The sequence below is a fragment of the Acidothermus cellulolyticus 11B genome (assembly GCF_000015025.1).
In the GTDB taxonomy this organism is placed as follows: domain Bacteria; phylum Actinomycetota; class Actinomycetes; order Acidothermales; family Acidothermaceae; genus Acidothermus; species Acidothermus cellulolyticus.
Genome location: NC_008578.1, coordinates 242,197 through 267,533, shown reverse-complemented (window position 1 = coordinate 267,533; position 25,337 = coordinate 242,197). Strand labels below are relative to the sequence as shown.

Genomic DNA, 25,337 nt, shown 5'->3' with positions numbered 1-25,337 from the left:
CGTACGGACGGGCGCCGCCCGCGGGGCGAGAAGGGAAGCGACATGCTGCGCCGCCTCATCCTCGAGGCCGCCGATAGTCAGACGCTGCGCCGGCTCATCGCAACAGCACCACCCACCCGCGCCGTCGTCCATCGATTTGTCGCAGGCACCGAGGTTGCGGACGGGCTCGCGGTCGCGCGGCAGCTCGTCGCGGACGGCCTGCTCGTCAGTCTCGATCGGCTGGGGGAGCAGGTCCGCGACCTGAGCCAGGCGCGCGCAACCGCCGAGGCGTACCGGGAACTGGCAGCGGCGATCGAACAAGCGGGGCTCGCGGCCGAGGTGGAGATTTCCCTCAAACTCTCGGCACTCGGATTGGGTCTTGCCGGGAACGCGTCGGTCGGGTCACCGGAGGAGCCGCGTCGCGTTGCCCTCGACCTCGCCCGTGAGATCTGTGCCGCCGCGCAGGCCGCGGGAACAATGGTCACCTTCGACATGGAGGACCACACCACCACGGACGACACCCTGGCGATAGTCGCCGAGCTGCGGCGGGAATTCCCAAGCGTCGGCTGCGTCATCCAGGCATATTTGCGCCGATCGCTCGCGGATTGCCGCGAACTCGCCGAAGCCGGGGCGCGCGTCCGGCTCTGCAAGGGGGCGTACCGCGAACCGGCGGAGGTGGCGTTCACCCGCCGCCACGAGGTGGACCGCAATTTCGTCCGCTGCCTGCGGATTCTCATGCGCGGCTCGGGTTACCCCATGGTGGCGACCCACGATCCGCGGCTCATCGCGATCGCCTCGGTGATGGCGACCCAAGCGGGCCGGGGCAAGGACACGTACGAATTCCAGATGCTGTACGGCGTCCGGCCGGATGAGCAGCAGCGTCTGGTCCGCCGCGGCGAGCGGGTGCGGGTCTACGTTCCGTACGGCGGTCAGTGGTATCCGTACCTGATGCGACGGCTCGCGGAACGGCCGGCCAACGTGGCGTTCTTCCTTCGGGCGCTGGGGAGCAAGAAATGACCGACCTGTCGATGCAGGACCACGGCGACACCATCGCGGTCCTTGGCGCGGGGAAAATGGGCGAGGCGCTGATTTCCGGCCTGCTGAAGGCGGGACTCCCCGCGGAGAAACTCGTCATCACCGAGCGGTATCCGGCGCGGGCACGGGAGATGACCGAGCGGTATCAGGTGCGCGCGGTGAGCAATCTCGAGGCGGCGAAAACAGCCGACACTCTCGTGCTGGCGGTCAAACCGCAGGACATGGACGATCTGCTGACCGAGCTGTCACCGGCGGTCACCCCGGAGCGGCTGGTCGTCACCATCGCGGCCGGCATTACGACGTCGGCCATTGAGCGGCGGCTGGTGGAAGGCGTGCCGGTGATCCGTGTCATGCCGAATACGCCCGCCCTGGTTGGCGAAGCGATGAGCGTGCTCGCGCCCGGGTCGAATGCGACCGAGGAGCATCTGGCCCGGGCTGAGGCGATTTTCCGTCCCGTGGGCAAGGTCCTGCGCCTGCCGGAGAGCCAGCTGGACGCGGTGACCGCACTCTCGGGCAGCGGTCCGGCGTACGTTTTCTTTCTCGTCGAGGCGATGACGGACGCCGGTATCCTCCTCGGGCTGCCCCGATCGGTTGCCCACGACCTCATCGTGCAGACCATCTACGGCTCTGCCGTCATGCTCCGGGAATCCGGCGAGCACCCGGTGGCTCTGCGGGAAGCGGTCACCTCTCCGGGGGGAACGACGATTGCAGCAATTCGCGAATTGGAACGGCACGGCGTCCGAGCGGCCCTACTTGCCGCACTGGAAGCGGCACGAGACCGATCCCGGCAACTCGCGGGCGGGCAATGACATCAGTGGAACACAGCACGGTTCTCATCTGGTCACCGGAACTCCTGCGCTACGACTTCGGCCCTGGACATCCGCTCGCGCCGGTACGCGTCGCGCTCACCATTCAGCTCGCCGAAGCGATTGGCGTCCTGGCGAGCGTGCGGCTCACGCCGGTTCCGGAGCCCGATGACACTCTCGCTGCGGCAATTCACACCGCGGAGTACATCGCCGCGGTGCGCGCGGAACAGCCGAATCTCCGGTACGGACTGGGAACCGGCGACGTACCGGTATTTCCCGGCATGCATGATGCCGCGACCCGGATCGTCACCGCCTCGGTCGAAGCGGCCCGGGCAGTCTGGACCGGCGGTTACCGGCACGCCGTCAACGTCGCTGGCGGGCTGCACCATGCGATGCCGAACGCGGCCTCCGGGTTCTGCGTGTACAACGATCCCGCCGCGGCGATCCGATGGCTGCTGGACCACGGTGCCGAACGGGTGGCATACGTCGACATCGACGTTCACCACGGCGACGGCGTTCAGGCGATGTTCTACGACGACCCGCGTGTCCTGACGATTTCGCTCCACCAAGACGGCCGCACGTTGTTCCCCGGAACCGGCGCGCCGACGGAATCCGGCGGGCCGCACGCCCGCGGCCACGCCGTCAATGTCGCCCTTCCCCCGGGCACGGATGACGCCGGGTGGTTGCGGGCCTTCCATGCGGTCGTCCCACCGCTGCTGCGCGCATTCCGCCCGGACGTCCTGGTCAGCCAGCATGGTTGCGACACGCACCGGCTCGATCCGCTCGCCCAGCTCAATCTCACCCTGGATGGGCAGCGCACCGCGCACGCCGCAATTCACCGGTTGGCGCACATGTTCGCCAACGGGCGCTGGGTGGCTACCGGCGGAGGCGGGTACGTCCTTGCCCGTGTCGTGCCGCGCAGCTGGACGCACCTCATCGCGGAAGCCGCAGGCGCGTCGATTCCCCCCGAGACTCCGACACCGGAATCCTGGCGGACCGCCGCCCGCGCGGTCGAACCGTCGCCGCCGCAGACCATGACGGACGGCGCCGAACCGGCGTGGCGCGAGGTCGCCGACGGTCTCGACCCGGCGGATCCCGTCGACCGGGCGATCCTTGCCACCATGCGGGAGGTGTTTCCGTACCACGGCCTGTTCGTGCCGAACAACGTGAAAAACTGAAGCGAGGAACGGCATGGATCGCGACGAATTAGCGAAGTATTTGATCGAGGCCCGTATTGCCGGGCCGGTCCGGACTCCCCGGGAACACAATCTGGCAAATTACCGGCTCCTCGCCGACCGCGATCCCGATTACACGTTTGGACTCGACTTTCAAGGCACGTGGTCCTTCCCGGAAATTCTCGCCCTCATGGCGCAGCGATGCGGAGTGGAGCCCGATCCGGGTTATGACAACGGCGAGGACACCATCAACGTGCAGAACACGATCGAGCGACTCGACGAACTCGCTCGGCGTGTTCGAACCGTCGCACGGCCGGGGGCCCGAGTTCTCCTCGGCACCGGGCATCCGACCGGCCTGCTCGCCGTACACATCGAGTTGGCGCGCTGGCTGCGTCAGTCCGGTGCGGTCGTGTTGCGGCCGGAGGCGCGCTGGGAGGAGCCCGAACCAAGCGGCCGGGTCCGCGACCGGCACGTGCGCTACCTGGCCGGGGTCGCCGTTGTGACCCGCGGCGCGAACCTCCTGCACACGCACTCACCCGAGCCGATGCGCCACATGCTCGCCGCGCTTGCCGACGCCGGCGAACCGCCCCCCGATCTCGTCATTGCCGACCACGGTTTCGCCGGGGCGGCCGGCGCGGCGGGTGTTCCCGTGGTCGGATTCGCCGATTCCAACGACCCGGCACTCTTCGTCGGTGAGGCGGAAGGGCTGATCGAGGTGTGCGTGCCGCTGGACGACAACGTCCCGCCCCACCTCTACGAGCCGCTCAGCGACTACCTGCTCGAACGCCTGCGCAACGGCTCCTGAGCGACGGCGGGTCCCGCGCTGCGGCGGCGCTGGCGGCGGGTCCCGCGCTGCGGCGGCGCCGGCCGCGGTCGATCCGCCCGTACCCGCGACAGCCCGATCGCGCTCCACCCGGCTCCGGCTGCGCGTCGTGATTACTCCACTCGCCGTGTCACGTTCGCCACGCGAGATAACCTCTTCCCCACTGCTCCCACGACAGCTACCCTCAGTAACACACGTGCTGATCGTCCGCCGGAGGGGAAGCCGGCGTCCGCGCGTGCCGAGGGTCTGGTGCAAACATGAGCGCAGCGAAGCGGCTGGGTCGCGACACGCCACGCGATCGGATCCGCGAGAAGGGTCTCCGCGACAAGACGCTGGCCGAGGTGCGTTTCCTCACGGTGGCCGAGGTTGCTGACGTGATGCGGGTTTCCCGGATGACGGTGTACCGCCTGGTCCACGCCGGCGAGTTGCCCGCAGTCCGGGTCGGGCGGTCGTTCCGGGTTCCCGAGCAGGCCGTCCATGACTACCTGCGCGACGCGTTCATCGAGGCCGGCTGAGGTCAGGCCGGCTGAGGTCAAGCCGGAAGGCATGACCCGGCTGCCCGCCGGCGGTCGTTAAGCTGGGGATCCGTCGTCCGTCGGACGTGCGACACTCTCGTTCCCTGGAGAAAGCGAGCACCTCGTGGGTTCAGTCATCAAGAAGCGCCGCAAGCGCATGGCGAAGAAGAAGCACCGCAAGTTGCTGAAGCGCACCCGCGTGCAGCGGCGCAACAAGAAATAGACCACGAGGCTCTTGCGCCCGCCGTCACCGAGCGTCTAACCAGACAGCTGGGTGACGAGAGAAACAAATGTCAGCAGTCGGCTCACGGGATCCGGTGCCGCCGTGAGCGGTGGGCTGGGACTTGCCGCAATTTCAGCAAGACCGGTACCGAGGGAATCGGCCGGCGAGGGAGGCGGCGGCGCAGCCTGGTGCGGCGAGGCGTCCGGCGCCGGCCCTGTTGAAACCGCAGACGCCGGAACGGCGGCGCGCACCGGTGCTGACGACGACGTCGCTGCTGGTGTTTGCGGTTGCGGCTGATTTCTGGTCGGGGGTACCGGAGCGGACGACCGGAGCGGCGACGCTGTCCGCGGTGCCGGGGGTACCGGCGATGACGGGGCGGTGGTCATCGGACGGCGGAAATCGACCACCACCCAGAGCACAGTGCAGCCGCAACTGGGATACGTCGAGCTCGCCGCACCGACACCCATTTGGGTGAAAGCCGGATTGAGAATATTGTCGCGGTGCTCCGCACTTTTCATGAATGCTTGTTGCACGCTGGGGATGTCCATCGCCATCCCGACGTTCTCCCCCAGCACGACCCAGTTGGAAATCTGCGTCTGCACCTGCGGATTGTGCGCGAGCACCTGGGTGGCGGCAAGATGATTGGCCCAACTCTGGGCCACCGCCGACATTCCGGCATCCACCGAGAGCGCCGGCAGGCCGGCACTAAGGCGCGCGGCATTGGTAGCCGCCGCAAGCTCGGATGCCGGGCTTGCCCACGCCGGAGAAGCAGCCGCAAGAATTCCGGTGAAAATCACCGACAGGCATGCGATTCCGGAGCCGAGGCGGAGACCGGCCCGGCGGGTGAACGCCGCGACGTGCATGGCGGGCCGGGTTCCTCCCTCGGTGCAGGCGACACTGACGTTTGATGCCTCGACGCGGCGCAGGGCGGTCTTGAGCTCGCCGTAACGGAATGCAGAAAATGGGCCGGTGACTGTGGGTGCATCGGCCGCCGGAACGCCTCACGTGGTCTTGCTCAGCAAGCCCGGATGTCACCTGTGCGACGAGGCGCGGGTCATCGTTGCGGCGATAACGGCGGAATTCGGCATTGGTTTCGTCGAGCGTGACATTCGGGCTGATCCGGAGGATCTCCGCGAGTACGGCGAACTCATCCCCGTCGTTCTCGTCAACGACATCGAGGTCGGCCACTGGCGGATCACCGCGGATCAACTCCGCGCCGCGCTCCGCGCCGGCTCCTCCCGCCCGGCCTGACACCGCGGCGCACCGCCCGGGTGCGCACCGTGAAACCCGACGCCACCGGCCGGCGTCCAAGCAGCATGCGATCCATTCCGCGCGTCGTGCCCGTCACGGCGGTTCTCGTCGCGTCCGTCGCGGCGTGCGCCGCGCCGGCGTCGACGGTGCCGCTGCTGCACGTCGCCGGCGTGCCGGAGCACGGGCCGATCGCCGCATACGCGGCGCCGTCCGCGTCCGTTGCCGGTTACCGGCTGGTGGGTTCGCTCCCGGATGGTCCAGATCACGCCGCCGTCTGGCGGTGGCCGGACACTTCGGTGACCGAGCAGGACGTCGCGGAACTCGCTCAGCACTTCGGTCTGACAGCGGCACCGGACGCTCACCGGTACGGCTGGGTCGTGACCTCACCGGCCGGCGAATTGCGGGTGCGGCGGGACACAGGCTTGTGGGCGTTCACCCGGACGCCGGACTGCCCGCCCTACGTCGTGGACGTCGATGACCCGCTCGACGCCGGTTCGGGAGTAGCGTGCGCCGTCGCAACCGCGGCAGACCTCGGCGCGCAACCGACGCCGCGAACCCCCAACGTTGCGCAGGCGCGTACCGCCATAGCCGGCATTCGCGCCTTCTTGCACCTGGGCGAACCGGACGTCGACATCGCCGGTGACGTCGTGCATTTCGTGATCGACCCTGTCGTCGGCGGATTCCCCACGTGGGGCATGGCGACCCGCCTGGACGTCGACGCCGTCGGGATCGTCAACGCCACCGGCTGGCTCACACGCCCGATCGAAGGGCCGGTGTATCCCCTGCGCAGCGCCCAGGCGGCGTTCGACGACCTGGCCCGGCGACCGATCGTCGCCCCCGCCATTGCCTGCCCGCTCGCCACCGAAGGGAACCCGGCCACCGAGGGTGAGCCGGCAACCGGGGGTGAGCCGGTGCCCGAGGGTGAGCCGGCCACCGGCCGCTCCCGGCCGGAACCGCCGGCGCCAATGCCACTCCCCATGCCGGTGTGCCGCCCACCGCAACCGGTGATCGTCACGGGTGCGCACCTCGGCCTGCAGCTGGACTGGGACCAGTCGTCGCCGGCCGGCGTCCGGCTGATCCTGCTCCCCGCCTGGTTCTTCACCATCCGTGACGCTCCGCCGACCGCAGACGTCCTTCCGGTCATTGCCGTGGCCGCCGCATATCTTGCGCCCGCTGGGACGGAAGCGACGGCGCCCCCGGTGCCGTCGGACGCCGCAGGGCTTCCCGCCTCGCCGACCCCAGCCGGGAACCCGGTGCCCAGCCCGTCCTCCGGGTGACCGGCTGAGCGGATCCGGTTCGCGCCGACCCATCGTCGGCGGCACACTCCCATCAAGATCGCCGGATTTTGTGCGTGCGTTCACAAAGTCGTACCCTGGAGGCAGCTCACGTCCCAGCGGAGATCCGGTGCGTTCCACCACAACGCGGTCCACCAGCACGCGAGGCATTCCCGAGGCGTCGATCGCCCGTCTTCCCGTGTACCTACGGGTCTTGCAGAATCTCGCGGACGCCGGCGTCGCAACCGTCTCGTCGCAGCATCTCGCGACCGCGGCCGGGGTCAATCCCGCCAAGCTTCGCAAGGACCTCTCCCACCTCGGCTCCTACGGCACCCGGGGCGTGGGATACGAGGTCGATTACCTGATCTATCAGATCTCCCGGGAACTCGGCCTCACCCAGGACTGGGCCGTCGCAATCGTCGGAGTCGGAAACCTCGGGCGGGCGCTGGCGAATTACGGCGGTTTCGCCAGCCGGGGCTTCCGGATCGCCTGCCTCTTCGACGCCGACCCGCGCCAGATTGGACGTCGCGTCGGCTCGCTCATCGTCCACGACATTGCCGACCTGGAACAGATCGTGGCGGCCGAGCGGGTGGCGATCGGTGTCATCGCAACGCCGGCGGCCGCAGCCCAGGAGGTCTGCGACCGCTTGGTGCGGGCCGGCATTCGCAGCATCCTGAATTTCGCGCCGGCGATTCTCGTCGTGCCGCCGACTGTGGAGATTCGCAAGGTCGATCTCTCGACAGAGCTGCAAATCCTAGCCTTCCACGCCCAGCGGCGGGCCCTGCACGACGGCACGGACCATCAGACCCGCCGCGACACGCCGGATTCCGAATTCCGACGGGACCTCCAGCCGGACCCGGCGACGCCACCCGCCGCAGCACCTCAGCCGGCGACGCCGAGAAACGGATCCGCGCCGCGGCCGCGGACGACGGAATTCTCCGTCGGCTCGGCGCGCCGTCCGCTGGCCGAAGAGGCGGACCGCACGGCGGGGGTGCTGCGATGAGCCTGCTCGTCGTCGGGGTGTCGCATCGCGGAACGCCGCTCTCCCTGCTTGAACGGGCCGTTCTGGATTCCGATCAGGCCACGAAGCTTCTCGACGATCTCGTCGGTTCCCCGGTGGTCCGGGAAGGAATGGTGCTCTCGACCTGCAATCGGGTGGAAATCTACGCGTGCGTCGAGAAATTCCATCCTGCGTTGACCCTCATCTCCGAATTGCTCAGCCGGCACGGCAACGTCAATTTCGACGAGATCGCCGGCCACGTGCACGTCCATTACGACGACCGCGCTGTGCAGCACCTTTTCGCGGTGGCCGCCGGACTTGACTCCATGCTGATCGGCGAACACCAAGTCGTCGGCCAAGTCCGCGACGCGTTCCGGCTCGCGCAAGAACGCGGTTACGCCGGCCGTGACCTCCACGCAATCGTCCAGGACGCCCTGCACGCCGCCCGCAGGGTGCGCGCCGAGACGCGGATCGATTCCGCAGGACAGACCCTGGTGGACGTCGGGTTGCAGATTCTCAGCGAGCGGTTGGGCCCCTTGGCCGGACGCCGCGCACTCGTCATCGGCGCGGGGGCGATGGCATCAGTGGCCGTTGCCGCTCTCACGCGGGTGGGCATCACCGGGCTCACCGTCGCCAGTCGGACGCTCCGCCGCGCGACCGCGCTGGCCCAGCGGTACAACGGGCAGGCCGCGGCGCTCGAGAAACTCGCCGACCTTCTCGCCGAGACCGACGTCGTCGTCTCGTGCACCGGCTCGGTCCACCCGGTCGTCGACGCAGCCACCCTGACGAAGGCCGTCGCCGGGCGCACGAATCCGCTCGGCATTCTCGACATCGCCCTGCCGCATGACGTCGACCCGGACGTCGACCGGTTGCCCAACGTGATCCGGGTCGATCTCGAAACGCTGCGCCCGGTGTTGGAGAACACGGCCAGCAGCGCGGACGTCCGGCACGCCCGGCACATCCTCGACGAGGAATTCGACGCGCACGTGGCCCGGCGCGCCGCCGTCGGCGTCGTACCGACGGTCGTTGCGCTCCGCGACAAAGCGGCCCGGGTGGTCGCCGCCGAATTGCGCCGCCTCGAGAAGCGGCTTCCGGAATTGGATCCGCGGCAATTCGAGGAAATTCGGACCACGGTTCACCGGGTCGTCGACAAATTGCTGCACGCCCCGACCGTGCGGGTGCAGGAACTTGCCGGCCTGGCCGGACCGGATTCCTACTCGGAGGCGCTGCGGACGCTCTTCGACCTCGATCCGGCCCAGCCCGTCGCCATCTCCGCTCCGCAGCCCAGCACCGACTCCCCGGCGCGGGCGGCGTACCAACCGACCGACGAAGCCGCGACAGACGCTGAACCGCGGCGGGACGACGCTGAACCCCCGTCGGCCGCCGCGGCGCAGGACGCCGGCCGGGAGAGCCGCCCATGACGACAGCCGCCGCCCTCTCCGTGCTGCGGCTGGGCACCCGGCGCAGCACGCTCGCCCGCGCGCAGACCGAGGAGATCGCCGGCGCCCTCCGTGCCGCCGGCTGCCGGGTGGAAATCGTCGGTATCCAGAGCACGGGCGATCGGCACGCCGACGTCCCCCTGCACGAATTCGCCGGCTCCGGCGTTTTCGTCGCCGAGCTCCGGGCCGCACTGCTCCGCGGCGAGGTGGACGTCGTCGTCCATTCGATGAAGGATTTGCCGACGGCGGAAATACCCGAGCTGGCCATTGCGGCCATCCCGCGCCGCGCGGATCCGCGCGATGCGCTCGTCACCGGCGCGGGATGCCGGCTGGCGGAACTGCCGACGGGTGCGATCGTCGGCACCGGATCGCCACGGCGCGCCGCCCAACTGCGGCTGCTCCGGCCGGATCTGGAAATTCGCCCGATCCGCGGTAACCTCGATACCCGGCTCGGCAAACTCCACGCAGGCGGGTACGCCGCGTTGATTGTGGCGGCGGCCGGACTTGCCCGATTGCACCGGTCGGAAGAAGCCGCCGAATTCTTCGACCCGACGGTGATGCTGCCGGCACCCGGTCAAGGCGCGCTCGCCGTCGAGTGCCGCCGGGCGGACATCGCGGACGGCGGCCGGCTCGCCGGGATTCTCGCCGGCCTGGACGATCCGGCGACCCGGGCGGCGGTCACCGCAGAGCGTGCGCTGCTGGCCGCCGTGGGCGCGGGGTGCTCGGCGCCGGTGGGTGCGCTGGGCGTGGTCACCGCGGACACCCTGCAGCTGGACGCCGTCGTCGTCGACCCGTCCGGCACGACCGCATTCCGCCGGTCGTTGACCGGGACGCCGGACGACGCAAGCGACCTCGGGCGGCGGCTCGCCGCCGATCTGATCCGCGCGGGGGCGGATCAGCTGCTCCAGGCTCCGAAACAAACGGGGGAACCGCATGACCCCGACAGGCACGACAAAGGAACAGGACGACCATGACGAGCACGACCAAAGGTCAGGTGGCGTTCGTGGGGCTCGGCCCCGGCGACCCTGACCTCCTCACCCTCCGCGCCGTCGATCTTCTCGGCCGGGCGGACGTCATCGTCTGCGACACCGCGCCGCCGCAGGCGGTCTCTCGGCACTTCCGCGACGGCGCCGCTGTGACGGATTTCTCCGCCGCGGAATCCGGCAACCCGGCCGGCAGAACGGAACGAGCGAAATACCTTGTGGACGCGGCGAAATCCGGTGCTCAGGTCGTCCGGTTGGTCGAAGGGGATCCGCTCCTCGATACCAGCCACGACGAAATTGCCGCGTGCGTGAAGGCTCATATCGGCTTCGAAATCGTGCCCGCCGTCCCCGCGGCGACCGGAATTCCCGCGTACGCAGGCATTCCGCTGGTCGACTCCCGCCACCACGAGATCCGGATCGTCGACGTGCGCACCGGGGCCCCTAAATGGGCGGAGCTCGGGAAGACCACCGCCACCACCGTCCTGATCGGCGTCGACGACATCCCCGGCGCCGCCGAGGCGTTGATGTCGGCGGGGCGCAACGCACAGACCCCGGTTGCCGTGACCCACGGGGGGACGACGACCGCACAGCACACCGTCGTTGCCACCCTCGATTCCCTTGCCGCGGAGGTAAAAGCGGCCGGCCTGCCGTCACCGGTCGTCATGGTCGTCGGTGACGTCGTCAAACATCGGGCGAATTTCTCGTGGTTTGAGGCGAAGCCCCTGTTCGGCTGGCGGGTGCTCGTGCCGCGGACCAAGGAGCAAGCCGCCGCGCTCTCCGAGAAACTGCGGGCGCACGGGGCGATCCCGGTTGAAGTGCCGACGATTTCCGTTGAACCGCCGCGCACGCCGCAGCAGATGGATCGGGCGATCCGCGGTCTCGTCACCGGCCGCTATGAGTGGCTGGCCCTGACATCGGCGAACGCCGTCCGCGCGGTGCTGGAGAAATTCGAGGAATACGGGCTTGACGCCCGCGCCTTCTCCGGCATCAAAATCGCCGCCGTCGGCGAGCAGACCGCGGCGATCCTGCGGGCGCACGGCATCAAGCCGGACCTCGTACCCTCCGGCGAACAGTCGGCCGCCGGCCTTCTTGCGGATTTCCCGCCGTACGACAAGGTGCTCGACCCGATCAATCGGGTGCTGCTGCCGCGCGCGGACATCGCGACGGACACATTGGTCGCCGGCCTCGTCGAACTCGGCTGGGAGGTGGAGGACGTCACTGCCTACCGGACGGTCCGCGCCGCACCGCCGCCGGCCCCGATCCGCGAAGCCATCAAGACCGGCGGTTTCGACGCCGTCTGCTTCACCTCGTCGTCAACGGTGCGCAACCTCGTCGGCATCGCCGGAAAACCACACGCGAGTACCGTTATCGCGTGCATCGGTCCGCAGACCGCGAAAACCGCGGAGGAGCACGGTCTGCGGGTCGACGTCCTCGCGCCGGAACCGTCGATGGCCGCGTTGGTCGACGCGTTGGCGGAATTCGGCCTGGCCCAACGCGAGGCGGCGATCGCCGCCGGCGAATGGACCGGCAAGCCGGGTCGACCGCGGGTCGGCCACCGGCGGCGCGCTCGATGACGCGTGGCGGTACGCCGAATCCGCGCGGCAGCGCGTCCGGGTGAGGAATCTCCCCGCGGCGCAGGAGGAGAGGAGGGATCGGATGGACGCCGGCCCAATCCGGCCGCGCAGGCTGCGCGGCACCGCTGCACTGCGGCGGCTGGTCGCCGAAACGGCCCTCACCCCGGCGGATCTCGTCTTACCGCTGTTTGTGAAGGAAGACGCCCGTGAACCGGTCCCGGTCGCCTCGATGCCCGGCGTCGTCCAGCACACCCGGGATTCCGTGCGGAAGGCGGCCCACGACGCTGTGGAAGCCGGCGTCGGCGGCCTGCTGCTCTTCGGGATCCCGGCCCAGAAGGACGACCGCGGCTCGGCGGCCGACGATCCGGACGGGATCATTCAACGAACTTTGCGCGACTTGCGCACCGAATTCGGCGATGACACCGTTCTGATCGCTGACCTCTGCCTGGATGAGTACACCAGCCACGGGCACTGCGGAGTGCTCCGCGAGACGCGCACCGGCGAATGGATCGTCGACAACGACGCGACCCTCGACCGCTATGCAACCATCGCCGTTGCGCAGGCGGAGGCCGGTGCACACGTCGTCGCGCCGAGCGGCATGATGGACGGCCAGGTCGGCGCCATCCGAACCGCTCTCGACGGCGCAGGTTTCTCCGACACCGCGATCCTCGCGTACTCGGCGAAATATGCATCCGCGTTGTACGGGCCGTTCCGCGACGCCGCCGAATGTGCGCCGGCTTTCGGAGATCGTCGCGGCTACCAGCAGGACGCCGCCAATGCGCGGGAAGCGCTGCGGGAAGTTGCGCTGGACGTCGCTCAAGGCGCGGACATGGTGATGGTCAAACCCGCCCTTGCGTACCTCGACATTGTCCGCGCGGTACGCAACGCCGTTGACATTCCCGTTGCGGCGTACCACGTAAGCGGTGAGTACGCGATGGTGGAGGCGGCTGCGGCGCAGGGTTGGATCGACCGGCGGGCTGTGATTCTCGAGCTTCTCACCGGGATCCGCCGGGCGGGGGCCGACATCGTCATCACGTACTGGGCAAGCGAGGCGGCCCGATGGCTGCACTGATGCCGGAGAATGGACGCCCCAAGGCGGTGTTGTTGGACGCCGGCGGCGTGCTGCTGCTGCCGAATCCGTGGGCGGTTGCGGCCACGCTCCGTGCCGCCGGAGGCAGACCCGACCTTCGCACCCTGCATCGCGCGCATTACTCGGGAATCGCCGCGATGGACCGGGTTGGACAGGCCGATTGGCGACTGTACTTCGCCAATTTGGCCGCCGTGGCCGACGTACCGCCGGATCGGCGCGACGACGCTGTCGCCGGACTGGCCGCGCTCTTCGGCGCGCCGGTGTACAGCCTGTGGAACGTCGTCCCTGACGGCGTCATCGAGAATCTCCAGCACCTCGCCGCGACCGGGGTGGCCATTGCGGTGGTGTCGAACGCGGACGGCTTGGTCGAGGAGACCTTGCGGCGGTGCGAGGTGCCGGTGGAGGTGGTGATCGACTCGACTGTGGTCGGGTACGCCAAACCCGATCCGGAGATCTTCCGGATCGCATTGAACCGGCTCGGCATCTCAGCGGACCGCGTCGTGCACGTCGGTGACATGGCGCTCGCCGATGTGGACGGCGCCCGGGCGGCCGGCATACATCCGCTCCACCTGGACCCGTACGGCGATTGCCCGCATCCGCCGGGAGCGCACGCGCACATCCGTTCGTTAGCCGAGGTGGTCGAGCTCGTAAGGGGATGAGGATGGTCCGGACCGGACGACATCGCCTCGCGGCCGTCGGTGTGGCGGCTTTTTTCTTTGCGGGTACGGCGTGCACCGCGCATCAGCCCGTGCACCCGTCGGCGACATCGGTGTCGGCGGCTCGGCCGGGCGGCTCGGGTTCGGCGCCGTCGTCCTCCCCAGCACAGACGTCGCCCACCGGCACCCGCCCCAGCACGGGCGCCGTGGCCAGCCCGGCACCAGGTGCTGTCCGCGAACCGGCTGCGCTTACCGCGTGGCTGCCGCCCGCGGCACCAGGCCAACCGGGATATCTCGCCCCGGGTTCGGATCCGAGCGTGCTGCCTGGGCCGATTCTCATCGCCGACAAGGCCAATAACCGGCTGGTAGTCGTCGATCCGCAGGGACGGGTCCGCTGGATCTGGCCGCAACCCGGGGAACTGCCGAACGGCCAGACGTTCCTGATACCGGATGATGCCTTCTTCACCCGCGATGGGTCGAAGATTGTCGCGACCCAGGAAGACGATTTCGTCATCACGGAAATCGACCCGACGGCACGCACCATGGTCTGGCGGTACGGTCACCCGGGAATTCCCGGCCACGGCCCCGGATACCTGTGGAATCCGGACGACGCCATCATGCTGCCGACCGGTGACGTCGTGAGCGCCGACATCAAGAACTGCCGGATCCTCCGCCTTCGCCCGGGTTCGCCGGCACCCGTCTGGACCGCCGGCACGGTCGGGGTATGCCGGCACGACCCGCCGACGTATTACGGGAGCCCGAATGGGGTCTTCCCGCTGCCGGACGGGAATTTCCTCGTCACGGAAATCAACGGAGACTGGGTCGACGAGATCGACCCGGCCGGCCGCGTCCTCTGGTCGGCCCACCCGCCGGGTGTGCGGTATCCATCGGACAGCAACCAGTACGCACCCGGCCAATACCTCACCGTCGACTACTCGCCGATCGGTCAGGTCGTGATTTTCGACCGCTACGGCCACGAAATCTGGCGGTGGCGGTATGCCTCCGGACCGAACCGGTTGCGGTATCCGTCCCTCGCCGAGGCGCTGCCGAACGGCGACATCCTCGTCACCGACGACCACAATGACCGGGTCATCGTCATCGATCCCAAACAGAATCGCATCGTCTGGCAGTACGGCCACACCGGCGTTCCCGGCAGCGCACCGGGATATTTGAACATCCCCGACGGGCTGGATCCCCTTCCGCCGTACGCGTACCTGGACCGTGTCCTGCCATGACCCGGCCCGCCGCGGACTCCCGGACGAGACCGAGTCTGCGGCTGCTCGCCTCGGTGGTCAGCTGCTGTTTCCTCGCAGCAGGCTGCACAGCCGGGCGGACGCCGGCCGGTCTTCCCACCCCGTCGCACTCTGCCGGCGCCGTGGTTCTGCCGTCCGCGGGAACGTTCTCCGCACCTGGAAGCAGCGCAGCGCACCCATCCACGCCGGCCGCGACCCCGGCGCAATCCCCTCCGGCGACCGGCTCGCCGTCCGGTCTGCCGTCGGCGGCGCGCCCGTGCGGGTGGATCGGATTGCCGCCGCATTACCAGCACGTCGTATGGATCTGGCTGGAGAACAAGGACTACGCGTCCGTCATCGGCAATCCATCGGCGCCGTACGAGAACGCGCTCGCCAATGCCTGCGGGCTGGCGACCAACGCCCACGGGATCACGCATCCGTCGCTGCCGAATTACCTCGCCGCCACCGGAGGATCAACCTTTGGGGTGCACGACGACGCCGGTCCCGCCGCCCATCCGATTTCCGGTCCGTCGATTTTCCGCCAAATCGACCAGGCGGGCAAGAGCTGGCGCGCGTACGAGGAGTCCATGCCGTACGCCTGCGCAACCGCGTCATCGGGCGAGTACGCCGTCAAACACAACCCGGCCGCGTACTACGTCGACGAGCGGGCCGAGTGTCTCCACAACGACGTGCCGCTTGACCCGCAGCTCGCGGCCGACGCCTCGGCCGGCCGACTGCCGTCCTTCGCCTTCGTCACGCCGAATCTCTGCCATGACATGCACGACTGCTCGGTGGCGGCCGGTGACCGCTGGCTGGCAGAAACCCTGCCGATGCTGCTGAATTCGGCGACGTACCGGAACGGTGAGCTCGTCATCGTCCTCACCTTCGATGAGGGCGTCGGTTCCGCGAACCGGATTCCGACCATCGTGATCGCCCCGACGATTCAGCCCGGAACACGGGTCAGCGCTCGGCTCGACCACTACAGCCTGCTGCGCGGCACCGAGGATCTCCTCGGCCTCCCGCCGCTGGGCGCCGCGGCACAGGCGGCGTCGTTGGCCGCCGCCTTCGGCTTGTAGCACTGCCCCGCGGAGAAACCGGAACCGCCTTCGGAAGAATGGACCCATGACCTCCCCCGGCACCGATGCCGTCTCCGCCGCATGTTTCGAACGCGCCCGCGCCCGCATTCCTGGGGGAGTGAATTCACCGGTCCGCGCCTTCCGCGCGGTCGGCGGCACACCACGGTTCATCCAATCCGGCGCCGGCCCGTATCTGGTGGACGTGGATGGCAATCGGTACGTCGACCTGGTCTGCTCATGGGGACCGCTCATTCTCGGACACGCCCATCCTGCGGTGGTCGCGGCCGTGAAGCAGGCGGCGGAACGCGGCACAAGTTTCGGGGCGCCGACCGAAGCGGAAATCGAAATGGCGGAGGAGATCGCCCGGCGGGTTCCGGCCGTCGAGATGATCCGGCTGGTGAATTCCGGAACCGAGGCCACCATGAGCGCCCTGCGGCTTGCCCGCGCCTATACCAACCGGCCGCTGGTGGTGAAATTCGCCGGCTGCTACCACGGTCACGTCGACGCCCTGCTCTCCGCCGCCGGAAGCGGAGTCGCCACCCTTGGCCTTCCCGGAACCCCTGGTGTCACCCCCGGGCAAGCCGCGGAGACGATTGTCCTGCCCTACAACGACATCGACGCGGTGCGGACGGCCTTCGAAAGGTACGGCGGAGAAATTGCGTGCGTCATCGTGGAAGCAGCTGCGGCAAACATGGGCGTCGTCCCACCCGAGCCTGGTTTCAACCGCGCACTTGCCGACATCGCGCACGAGAACGGCGCCCTGCTGGTGCTCGACGAAGTGCTGACAGGTTTCCGGGTGTCCTCGGCGGGCTGGTGGGGCCGTGACCCGGTCGCGGCGGACCTCTTCACCTTCGGGAAAGTCATCGGCGGCGGGCTGCCCATCGGCGCGTTCGGCGGCCGGCGGGACATCATGCAGCTCCTCGCCCCGGCCGGGACTGTCTACCAGGCCGGAACGCTGTCGGGAAATCCGGTTGCCGTGGCGGCGGGGCTGGCGACGCTGCGAGAGAGCACGCCCGACATTTATGCGCGCCTGGACCACGTCGCCGCCGTCCTCGCCCGCGCATTGCGTGATGAATTCGGCCGGATCGGCCTGCCGCACCAGGTGCAGCAGGCCGGCAACCTGTTCTCGGTCTTCTTCACGACCGAGCCGGTGCGCAACTACGCCCAGGCCACCGGGCAGGAGGCGTGGCGGTACCCGCCGTTCTTCCATGCCCTTCTCGACCGCGGTGTTCATCCGCCGCCGTCGGTGTACGAAGCCTGGTTTGTCTCCGCAGCGCACGATGACGCCGCCGTCAACCAGATTCTCGATGCGCTTCCGGCCGCGGTCCGCGCCGCAGCCGACGCGAGGCCGCCGGGCTGAGCCGTCGACGACACCGGCGTCCCGGCGGCGCGGAGCGGCTTCCGGCCACCCGAGGGATTCGCGCTAACGGCGGATTGCCTGCCCGACCAGAGTCCGGCCGAAGTCCCAGAGCAGGCCACTGCCGGTATGTGCGTCGTCCATCACGTCGACGAATGCGTCAACGAACATCTTCACTTCCGTCTCGCTGATGACCAGCGGGGGCAACAATTTCACGACGTCGATGTGGTCACCGGCGACCTGGGTGAGGATCCGGTGCCGGGTGAACAGCGGGACGACGACGAGTTGCGCGAACAGGCCGCGACGGGCGGCTTGCAGCATCGACCAACCCGCGCGGAGCTTCAGGGATTTCGGCCGGCCGAATTCGATGCCGATCATCAGACCGCGGCCGCGGATGTCGGCGATGAGCTCGTACCGGGAGGCGACCGCCCGCAGCGATTCCACCAACAGGTGACCCATCCGCTCAGCGTTGGCGACCAAGCCCTCGTCCTCCACGATGGCAAGGGTGGCCAGCCCGGCCGTCATTGCCATCGCGTTCCCCATGAACGTGGAGGCATGGACAAAGACCCGGTCCATCGAGGAGAAGACCTTGTCGAAAACCTCGCGTTTCGCCAAGGTCGCTCCGATCGGCACGAAGCCTCCGGAGAGCGCCTTCGCCACCGTGACAATGTCCGGATCGACGCCCTCGTGCTCATAGCCGAAGAATCGGCCGGTGCGGCCGATGCCGGTCTGCACCTCGTCACAGATGAGCAATGCACCGTAATGGCGCAGCTCCTGCTGGGCGGCGGCGAGAAAACCGGGCGGCGGAATGTGCACGCCCTTGCCTTGGATCGGTTCGACGAGAAATGCGGCAACGTCCCCCTTCTTCAGTTCCCGGCGGAGCGCATCGAGGTCGCCGATCTCGATCGGCGTCGCCGGGAGCAGCGGCCCGAAGCCCTTCCGGAATTCCTCGGCGCCGTTCACCGACAACGCGCCGGCGGTGAGCCCGTGGTAAGCGTGGTCCAGGAATACGATCCGCGGCCGTCCGGTCGCCGCCCGCGCAAACTTCAACGCCGCCTCAACGGCCTCCGATCCGCTGTTGCAGAAGAAAACGCGGTCCAAGCCGGGGGCCTTCTGCAACAGCCGCTCGGCGAACAGCCCGGCCAGCAAGGGGGCGTCGAATTGCACCATGTCTGCCAGTTCGGCGTCCAGCAGGTCGTGCAGGGCCTGACGCACAACCGGATGATTCCGGCCGACGCCGTGCACGCCGAAACCGGCAAGCATGTCCAGGTAGCGGTTGCCGGCGTCGTCGTACAGGTAACACCCCTCGGCGCGCTGGTATATCCGGTCGAAGCCGAGTGTCTTGAGGACGCGGGGAACCTGTGGATTGACGTAACGCCCGTGCAGGTCGTAGTTCTCGCCGGCACGTTCGGTGAGCAGGGCGCGCAGGTTGAAACTCATCGGCAACTCACACGTATCGCTCGAGGATCGACGATTCCGCAAGCCGGGACAGTCCCTCCCGGACGCTGCGAGCGCGGCTCTCGCCGACACCCTCGACGGCCTGCAGGTCGTCGACACTGGCCGCCAAGAGTTTCTGCAAGGTGCCAAAATGTTCGACCAACCGCTCGATGACCGCACACGGCAGCCGTGGAATTTTCGCGAGCAGCCGGTAACCGCGTGGACTCACCGGGTTGTCGAGATTCTCCGTCCCGCCGCACCCGATGACCCGGGCGACGGTCCCGAGGTCCAGAAGTTCCTCAGGCGTGAGCGCATCGAGATCCCGGAGCACGTCATCGACACTCCGGCCGCGCTTACCGGCCGCTGCCGGCAGATAATCCCGCACGATGAGGTCGCGCTCCGGCTCCACACCCGCGAGCAATTCATCCAGTTGCAGGCTGAGCAAGCGGCCGTCGGTGCCCAACTCGACGACGTACCCCTGAATTTCGTCGGCGATCCGCCGGACCATTTCCAGCCGCTGGGCGACGACCGCCGCGTCCCGCACGGTGACCAAATCCTCGATTTCCAGTGCCGAGAGCGTGCCGGAAACCTCGTCGAGACGAAGCTTGTAGCGCTCGAGGGTGGCCAGCGCCTGGTTGGCCCGGGACAAGATTGCGCTTGGTTCATCGAGAACGTGCCGGCGGCCGTCCACGTACAGCGCAATGATCCGCATGGATTGGCTGACGGAAATGACCGGGAAACCGGTCTGCCGGGCGGTCCGCTCCGCCGACCGATGCCGGGTGCCGGACTCGTTGGTAGGGATTGACGGATCCGGCTGGAGATGAACGTTGGCCTTGATGATGCGGGTCGCCTTCTCGTCGAGAATGATGGCGCCGTCCATCTTCGCGAGCTCGCGCATCAGCGGAGCGGAGAGCTCGACGTCGAGGTTGAAACCACCACTGCAAATGGACTCGACGGTCTTGTCGTAGCCGAGGACGATGAGCGCACCGGTGTTGCCACGAAGAATCCGCTCGAGCGCGTCGCGCATCTGCGTCCCCGGGGCGATCGCAGCCAGCGTGGCCCGCAGCCGCTCATCCGCGCCCCGGTCGCTGCGGTCAGGTCGATCGTTGGCTGCCACCTGGCTCCCAAAGGCGTGTGCGAAGTCGCCGACATTCTAACCGCAGATCACGACGGGTCATTGGATCGCAAGACCACGGTCCGTCCCCCGACCGCTGCACCTACCCTGCGAGCGCCGCGTCGACGGCGGCCGATCGAATGCCCAGCCGGGCAACACTCCGGAGCGCTTCCCGGACGTCACGAGCCGTGATGACCTGCGGACCGTCCGGCGGAACCTCAACGCCAACCGGCGCGACGACGCAGCGAAAGCCAAGGCGGCCAGCCTCCGTGATCCGGCGTCCCCATCCCGGCACGGGCCGAATCTCACCAGCGAGGCCGACTTCGCCAACCGCAAGGAGTCCCGGCGGCAGCGGTCGATCGGCCGCCGCACTCGCCACCGCCAGGACTAACGCGAGATCACCGGCTGGTTCCCGAATCCGAGCCCCGCCCACCGTCGCGACGAAGACGTCCTGACCGGCCAGCACGACGCCCGCCCGCCGTTCGACGACCGCCAGCGTCATCGCCACCCGAGCGGCGTCCAGCCCGGCGGTGGAGCGCCGCGGCACCGCCTGCGCCGACGGGGCGACGAGCGCCTGAATTTCCGTCACCAACGGCCGGGTGCCCTCCATCGCGACCGTGGCGCATACGCCGGGTGCGGCGGACGGCGAACCGCTCACGAAAAGGAGGCTGGGATCGGGAATTTCCTCGATGCCGCCGGCGGTGAGCCGGAAACAGCCGACATCCTCGCAGGTCCCGAACCGGTTCTTCGCCGGACGAAGCAACCGGAGCCCGCCGGTACGGTCACCCTCGAAAGAAAGGACGACGTCGACCGCATGTTCCAGCAACCGGGGACCGGCGATCAGACCATCCTTGGTGACGTGCCCGATCAGGACGACGGTCAGTTGATGGCTTTTCGCCAGCCGGATCATCGCGGCGGCCACTTCCCGCACCTGGGAGACGCCGCCGGGTGTGCCGTCCACGCCGTCCGCACAGACCGTCTGCACCGAATCGACAATGAGCAACGCCGGATGAACCGCCGCGACCTGCGCTTCCACAGCCTCAAGTGACGTCTCCGCCGCGAGATAGAGCCGCGGTGCCAGCGCACCGATCCGATCGGCGCGCGCCCGCACCTGGCCGGCCGATTCCTCGGCAGTCACATACAGCGCTGTGCCGTGCCGGCGGGTGAACCGCGCCGCGGCATCGAGCAGCAGGGTCGATTTGCCGATGCCCGGCTCCCCGGCGAACAGCACAACCGAGCCCGGAACGAGGCCGCCGCCCAGAACCCGGTCGAATTCACCGACCCCGGTCGGCAGCGGTCGCGCGGTGGATGCATCCACCGCGTCAATCGGCACCGCGGGTCGTGCCGGCGGTGCCCGGTGACTGCGCGATTGCCGCCCCGGCTCCTCGGCCTGCAGTGTCTCCCACGATCGGCAACCACCGCAGCGCCCCAGCCATTTGGGCGTCATCCACCCGCATTCGACACACCGATACACCGTTCGCGACATGACCCGGAGCCTAAGGACCACCACCGACAAAAAATCAAGGCTCGGCCACAGCACACCGAGTCAACCGGTGTGCCGGTCATCCCTCGCGCAGCTGCCGCTGATACCAGGGCCGTCGGCGACACGCCCGCCGGCGGCGTCACCGGCGGGCCGGCCGTCACAGACCGCGGCCGCGGGTGGGTCCGGCCGCTGGTCCGGCTGACCGGATGGTTGCGCACCACCGGAGAGGCGGTCGGCCTGGCCGCGATCGTGTTGTTCCTCGGCAAGCGGGCGGATGCCTTCACCGGGTTCCCCAAGGGGTACGACGCCATGGGGCACCTGTCGAAAGTGACGTTCCTTGCGGAGAATTGGCCGCATATCTGGTGGAACTACGAGTGGTACTCCGGTCAGCCGACCTTCACCGGAAGCTACCCGCCCGGCTACCACGTACTTCTGCTCGCCGTCGCACGGTTGGGAAAGCTGTCTTTTCCGGCGGCGATGAATCTGGTGACCGCCTCGGCCCTCGTGCTACTCGTCATCGGCACCTACGCGGCGGTCCGTGCCGCGATCGGCAGCCGGCTCGCCGCCCTCTGCGCGGGCGGGCTGACCGCAGCGACGCCGACGGTCTGGTCGCAGAACGTCGTCCTCGGCCTGTATCCGCGTTTCACCGCGCTGGCCTTCGCCGTCCCGGCGCTCGCCTGCGCGATACGATTCGCAATCCGCGGGGGACGGTTCGCCGCCCTCGGGTGCTGTTGCTTTCTCGCGGCCGCGCTTGGCACGCATCCCATAGTCGGAGCAATTGGATTGCTGGCGGTTGCGGGTGTGGTGCTCCTGTCGCCAACGATGCCCATTGGTGTCCGATTCGCGACGGCCGCCGGACTGACTGGTGTCCCGCTGGCGATGGCGGCGTACTTCTACCTGCCGCTCGTGCTGGAGAAGCGCAGCCAGAGCGCATTCACGGATTTCGAGGTGCCCCTGAATTGGCGGCTCGTTCTCTGGCCCGCCGGCCATTCGCTCGACGCGCTCCTGCCCGGCACGCTGGCCGTCACCCTGATGGTCGGCATCCTCGCCGCACGACTCCACCGGGCTCCGGCGATCAGTGTGTCAGCGCGGGAAAGCCTGGGAGAAGACATTATCTGGCTGAGTTCGAGCCGGACGGTGAACATATCCGGCCGCGCGAACCACCCCGAACTGCGCCGATACCTTCGATGGCGGCGGCGCCACCAGCTTGCCGGATATCCGTTACGGCTGGCGGTTTTCTTTGCCCTCGGCACGCTGCCGTTTCTCTGCTACGGATTCATCGGGTACCTGGACCGCCGTTTCCCCTACTACATAAACGGCCTGCAACCGACCGACCTCCTCGTCTACCCCGGCGTCTGCTGCGCTGTGGTCTGCGGCCTGGCCGTTGGCATCGCCGTCCGACTGACCCGTGACCGAATCGATCGGGTACGCCGCACGTGGCGTCGTCGGCTCACCCGTGCTCTCGCCGGCGGAATCGCAGCGGCCACCGTGACGGCAGCGGTCGGAGCAGCGGTCGCGGTGACCGGACCGCTGCTCCCCAAACAAGTCAAACGCAACGACATCCCCGCCCAGCAGGCCCGGCTCGCGGTCTTCCCCGAAGAGGCCACCGGGCAACGGGATTTCCGGGTTGCCGGAGTCGCCGACTCGGTGACGAAATGGATAAACGAATACTCCGATGCGCCGCAGGACCGTGGCTACGACGACCACGGCGTCCTTCACCTGGACTGGCAGTACTGGCTGGAATCCGCCCTGGTCAAACCATCCTTCACCGCGGCGGAGCGTGATTTTCTCCTCGACTGGTACGCCGTCAAGTGGATCGACACCGACTCCGGCGCCGGACCGACCGGCATGTACGACGACCCCAGCCGTTTCACCCTTCTCGCGCAAGACACCCGATACGCCGTGCTGTCCAGCTACCGCTACACGAGAGCGCGGCCGATCGTTTCCGCAACGCGGGTTCCCATTGTGCTCGTCATTGGCGACACCCGGCATTACGACCTCTTTCTCCGCGCGCTGTCATATGCCGACATCGGAAGCGACACGCTCATCCCGGTGCAGGGCCCTGCCCGTATTGATGACGTCAGCCGTGCCTTGCTCGCCCACGTCGACACCGTTGTTCTTTACGGCGCGGCGGTGACACATCCGAAGCGGGACGCCGCGTTGCTGCGCGAATTCGTCATGCAGGGCGGAACGCTCTTCGCGGACAGCGCGGACGACCGCGACATCGCCAAACTGCTCCGCACGGCAGGCAATCCACTCCCGGTCCGATCCGTGCACAACGCCGTTATTCGCGGCCCGGCGTGGGATTGGACGGGCAGCATGTCCGGCGTCGACGCCGCGATTCTCGACGGTTTCGGGCCGGCATCGTACGCCGGAACGAATCAATGGGTCGTCTCGGCCGCAATTTCGTTAGCGCCATGGGGACAGCCGGTGCTCAAAGCGCAACGCAAGACGGTCCTGGTGTCCGGCGTCCTGGGTGCGGGCCGCTCGGTCTGGAGCGGACTCGCGCTGCCGTACCACACGGACGTATTCGGACAGCCGGCCGAGAGCAGGCTGCTCGCCCAATTGCTCACCGGCAGGCCGGATCCCGGCAAACCTCAGACGGCCGGCGCCGGCGGTGCGGGCGTCCGGTATGACGTCGTCAACACCGATCACCGTGTCATCAACGTAACCGGTCCAGCCAACGGCGTGCTCGTCAAGGAACAGCGCGCGCCGGACTGGCAGGTGACGCTCGACGGCCGGCCCGCGCGCAGCTACCTGGCCGGCCCCGGGATGATGTGGATTCCCCTGCCGGACGACGGCCGGCCGCATCACGTCGTCCTGACGTACCGGCTTTCGCCGGTTGAGCTCGCCGGATACGTCATTGCCGGGTTGACGACCGCCGGCGTGCTGATCCTCCTGTGCTGCCCGCCGCTCTGGCGGTGGGGGGTCCGGCGCCTTCATCAGCTCGTCGACCTCGCCGCCCGGCCGGCCGGGCATCGGAAGCCGGTACCGGTCGTCTGACGGGATCCGCCGGATGCGGGGCAACGAGCTGGGATGCGGCAAGCCGCCGTTCGCAGTGCCGGGCCAATTCGCGGTACGCAGGCTCGCCCATCAGTGCCGTCAACTCGTTCCGGTACGCCCGGAACAGCGGCACGGATCCGTGATGGGCCGACGGTGACGACGTACACCACCAGTCAAGGTCAAGGCCGCCGGGACCCCATCCGCGACGGTCGTATTCACCGATGGTCACGAGCCAGACCCGGCTCCCATCCGGACGGCGGATTCGCTCAAACGTCCGGCGGATCGGCAGCTGCCAGCACACGTCCGGCTTTGTCTCCATCGGATGACGACCGGTGCGCAGCGCCAAGGAGTGCAGCGCGCAGCCCGCGCCGCCCGGAAAATCCGGCCGGTTAAGAAAAATGCACGCCCCATCGACGATCCGGGTCCGCCGCTTGCCGTCGACGACGGTGGAGATGCCCCGGCGGGCGGCCCGAAAGTACTGCCAGGTGGACGGATCCAGCCGGCGGGCGGCCTCCCGAACCCGGCGCTCATCGTCTCTCCCGGAATAGAAAGCCCCGTGCGTGCAGCAGCCGTCGTCCGGACGACCGGCGACAATTCCCGGGCACCCGGAGCGGAAAATGCACGCCCAGCGCGAGGTCAGCCAGGTGAGGTCGCAGCGGAACAGCTGCTCCGGATCCGCCGGATCGACGAATTCCACCCAGTCGCGGGGAAAATCCAGCGGCACTTCGCCGGTGGCCGGCGAACGGCCCACTCCGGATTGGTCCGCGGCAAGCCGTACGCCGATCCGGACTGGTCTGCTGGACATGCCGCCG

Annotated in this window: 22 protein-coding genes and 1 pseudogene; 18 read left to right on the top strand and 5 right to left on the bottom strand. The window is 68.4% G+C overall.

Translation table 11 applies throughout. The annotated features are described in order from the left end of the window. The first annotated feature begins 42 nt into the window (after positions 1–42). The 6 genes from ACEL_RS01290 (at position 43) to ACEL_RS11840 (ending at position 4,556) form a co-directional block, all read left to right on the top strand. Positions 43–996: a proline dehydrogenase family protein gene (locus ACEL_RS01290; RefSeq protein ID WP_011719085.1), complete on the top strand. Its 954-nt coding sequence runs from the start codon at positions 43–45 to the stop codon at positions 994–996. Beyond that, positions 993–1,823 carry a pyrroline-5-carboxylate reductase gene (gene proC, locus ACEL_RS01285; RefSeq protein WP_011719084.1) on the top strand — a complete coding sequence of 277 codons (831 nt, stop codon included), beginning with the start codon at positions 993–995 and terminating at the stop codon, positions 1,821–1,823. The genes ACEL_RS01290 and proC overlap by 4 nt, the downstream gene beginning before the upstream one ends. Further along, positions 1,820–2,998, top strand: a complete 1,179-nt coding sequence (locus ACEL_RS01280; protein WP_011719083.1) for an acetoin utilization protein AcuC — start codon at positions 1,820–1,822, stop codon at positions 2,996–2,998. The genes proC and ACEL_RS01280 overlap by 4 nt, the downstream gene beginning before the upstream one ends. 13 nt (positions 2,999–3,011) lie before the next feature. Continuing rightward, a complete protein-coding gene (locus ACEL_RS01275) occupies positions 3,012–3,800 on the top strand; it encodes a phosphatase (protein WP_011719082.1) in 789 nt (262 codons plus the stop codon). Between the two features lie 275 nt (positions 3,801–4,075). Further along, positions 4,076–4,333 carry a helix-turn-helix domain-containing protein gene (locus ACEL_RS01270; RefSeq protein WP_011719081.1) on the top strand — a complete coding sequence of 86 codons (258 nt, stop codon included), beginning with the start codon at positions 4,076–4,078 and terminating at the stop codon, positions 4,331–4,333. Positions 4,334–4,457: 124 nt separating this feature from the next. After that, positions 4,458–4,556, top strand: a complete 99-nt coding sequence (locus ACEL_RS11840; RefSeq protein ID WP_003948845.1) for a 30S ribosomal protein bS22 — start codon at positions 4,458–4,460, stop codon at positions 4,554–4,556. 35 nt (positions 4,557–4,591) lie between these two features. Here ACEL_RS11840 and ACEL_RS11290 read toward each other — a convergent pair whose 3' ends face one another. After that, positions 4,592–5,419, bottom strand: coding sequence for a CAP domain-containing protein (locus ACEL_RS11290; RefSeq protein ID WP_011719080.1), 828 nt, complete (start codon positions 5,417–5,419; stop codon positions 4,592–4,594). A gap of 106 nt (positions 5,420–5,525) precedes the next feature. Between ACEL_RS11290 and ACEL_RS01260 the strand changes: the two genes are divergently transcribed. The 11 genes from ACEL_RS01260 (at position 5,526) to hemL (ending at position 17,491) form a co-directional block, all read left to right on the top strand. Further along, complete coding sequence (locus ACEL_RS01260) at positions 5,526–5,807, top strand: glutaredoxin family protein (RefSeq protein WP_011719079.1); 282 nt, start codon at positions 5,526–5,528, stop codon at positions 5,805–5,807. Positions 5,808–5,836: 29 nt separating this feature from the next. Next, a complete protein-coding gene (locus ACEL_RS01255) occupies positions 5,837–7,084 on the top strand; it encodes a hypothetical protein (RefSeq protein ID WP_011719078.1) in 1,248 nt (415 codons plus the stop codon). 127 nt (positions 7,085–7,211) lie between these two features. After that, entirely contained in the window at positions 7,212–8,084 is an 873-nt protein-coding gene (locus ACEL_RS01250) for a redox-sensing transcriptional repressor Rex (RefSeq protein ID WP_011719077.1), read from the top strand. Continuing rightward, positions 8,081–9,502 carry a glutamyl-tRNA reductase gene (locus ACEL_RS01245; RefSeq protein ID WP_011719076.1) on the top strand — a complete coding sequence of 474 codons (1,422 nt, stop codon included), beginning with the start codon at positions 8,081–8,083 and terminating at the stop codon, positions 9,500–9,502. Before ACEL_RS01250 ends, ACEL_RS01245 begins: the two co-directional genes overlap by 4 nt. Further along, positions 9,499–10,494 (top strand): hydroxymethylbilane synthase, encoded by a 996-nt coding sequence (hemC, locus tag ACEL_RS01240; RefSeq protein WP_011719075.1) that lies wholly within the window; start codon positions 9,499–9,501, stop codon positions 10,492–10,494. The genes ACEL_RS01245 and hemC overlap by 4 nt, the downstream gene beginning before the upstream one ends. After that, positions 10,491–12,077 carry a bifunctional uroporphyrinogen-III C-methyltransferase/uroporphyrinogen-III synthase gene (locus tag ACEL_RS01235; RefSeq protein WP_011719074.1) on the top strand — a complete coding sequence of 529 codons (1,587 nt, stop codon included), beginning with the start codon at positions 10,491–10,493 and terminating at the stop codon, positions 12,075–12,077. Before hemC ends, ACEL_RS01235 begins: the two co-directional genes overlap by 4 nt. Positions 12,078–12,159: 82 nt before the next feature. After that, complete coding sequence (gene hemB, locus ACEL_RS01230) at positions 12,160–13,149, top strand: porphobilinogen synthase (RefSeq protein WP_011719073.1); 990 nt, start codon at positions 12,160–12,162, stop codon at positions 13,147–13,149. After that, positions 13,137–13,826, top strand: coding sequence for an HAD family hydrolase (locus ACEL_RS11285; protein WP_049751320.1), 690 nt, complete (start codon positions 13,137–13,139; stop codon positions 13,824–13,826). The genes hemB and ACEL_RS11285 overlap by 13 nt, the downstream gene beginning before the upstream one ends. A gap of 2 nt (positions 13,827–13,828) precedes the next feature. Continuing rightward, positions 13,829–15,058, top strand: coding sequence for an NHL repeat-containing protein (locus ACEL_RS01220; protein ID WP_011719071.1), 1,230 nt, complete (start codon positions 13,829–13,831; stop codon positions 15,056–15,058). Further along, entirely contained in the window at positions 15,055–16,131 is a 1,077-nt protein-coding gene (locus tag ACEL_RS01215; protein ID WP_049751319.1) for an alkaline phosphatase family protein, read from the top strand. Before ACEL_RS01220 ends, ACEL_RS01215 begins: the two co-directional genes overlap by 4 nt. A 46-nt stretch (positions 16,132–16,177) precedes the next feature. After that, entirely contained in the window at positions 16,178–17,491 is a 1,314-nt protein-coding gene (gene hemL, locus ACEL_RS01210; protein ID WP_011719069.1) for a glutamate-1-semialdehyde 2,1-aminomutase, read from the top strand. Positions 17,492–17,554: 63 nt separating this feature from the next. Here the strand turns inward: hemL and ACEL_RS01205 are convergent, their stop codons facing one another. The 3 genes from ACEL_RS01205 to radA all read right to left on the bottom strand — a co-directional run bounded on the left by ACEL_RS01205 (position 17,555) and on the right by radA (position 21,525). After that, positions 17,555–18,928, bottom strand: a complete 1,374-nt coding sequence (locus tag ACEL_RS01205) for an aspartate aminotransferase family protein (RefSeq protein ID WP_011719068.1) — start codon at positions 18,926–18,928, stop codon at positions 17,555–17,557. 7 nt (positions 18,929–18,935) lie between these two features. After that, positions 18,936–20,042 carry a DNA integrity scanning diadenylate cyclase DisA gene (gene disA, locus ACEL_RS01200; protein WP_011719067.1) on the bottom strand — a complete coding sequence of 369 codons (1,107 nt, stop codon included), beginning with the start codon at positions 20,040–20,042 and terminating at the stop codon, positions 18,936–18,938. Positions 20,043–20,142: 100 nt separating this feature from the next. Then, a complete protein-coding gene (gene radA / locus ACEL_RS01195; protein ID WP_011719066.1) occupies positions 20,143–21,525 on the bottom strand; it encodes a DNA repair protein RadA in 1,383 nt (460 codons plus the stop codon). Positions 21,526–21,594: 69 nt separating this feature from the next. Here radA and ACEL_RS12885 point away from each other — a divergent pair. Next, positions 21,595–22,575 (top strand): annotated as a pseudogene (locus ACEL_RS12885) (DUF6541 family protein); the annotation flags it as partial. A 1,807-nt stretch (positions 22,576–24,382) separates the two neighbouring features. Here the strand turns inward: ACEL_RS12885 and ACEL_RS12880 are convergent. After that, positions 24,383–25,330, bottom strand: a complete 948-nt coding sequence (locus tag ACEL_RS12880) for a DUF3109 family protein (protein WP_011719064.1) — start codon at positions 25,328–25,330, stop codon at positions 24,383–24,385. Between the last annotated feature and the right edge of the window lie 7 nt (positions 25,331–25,337).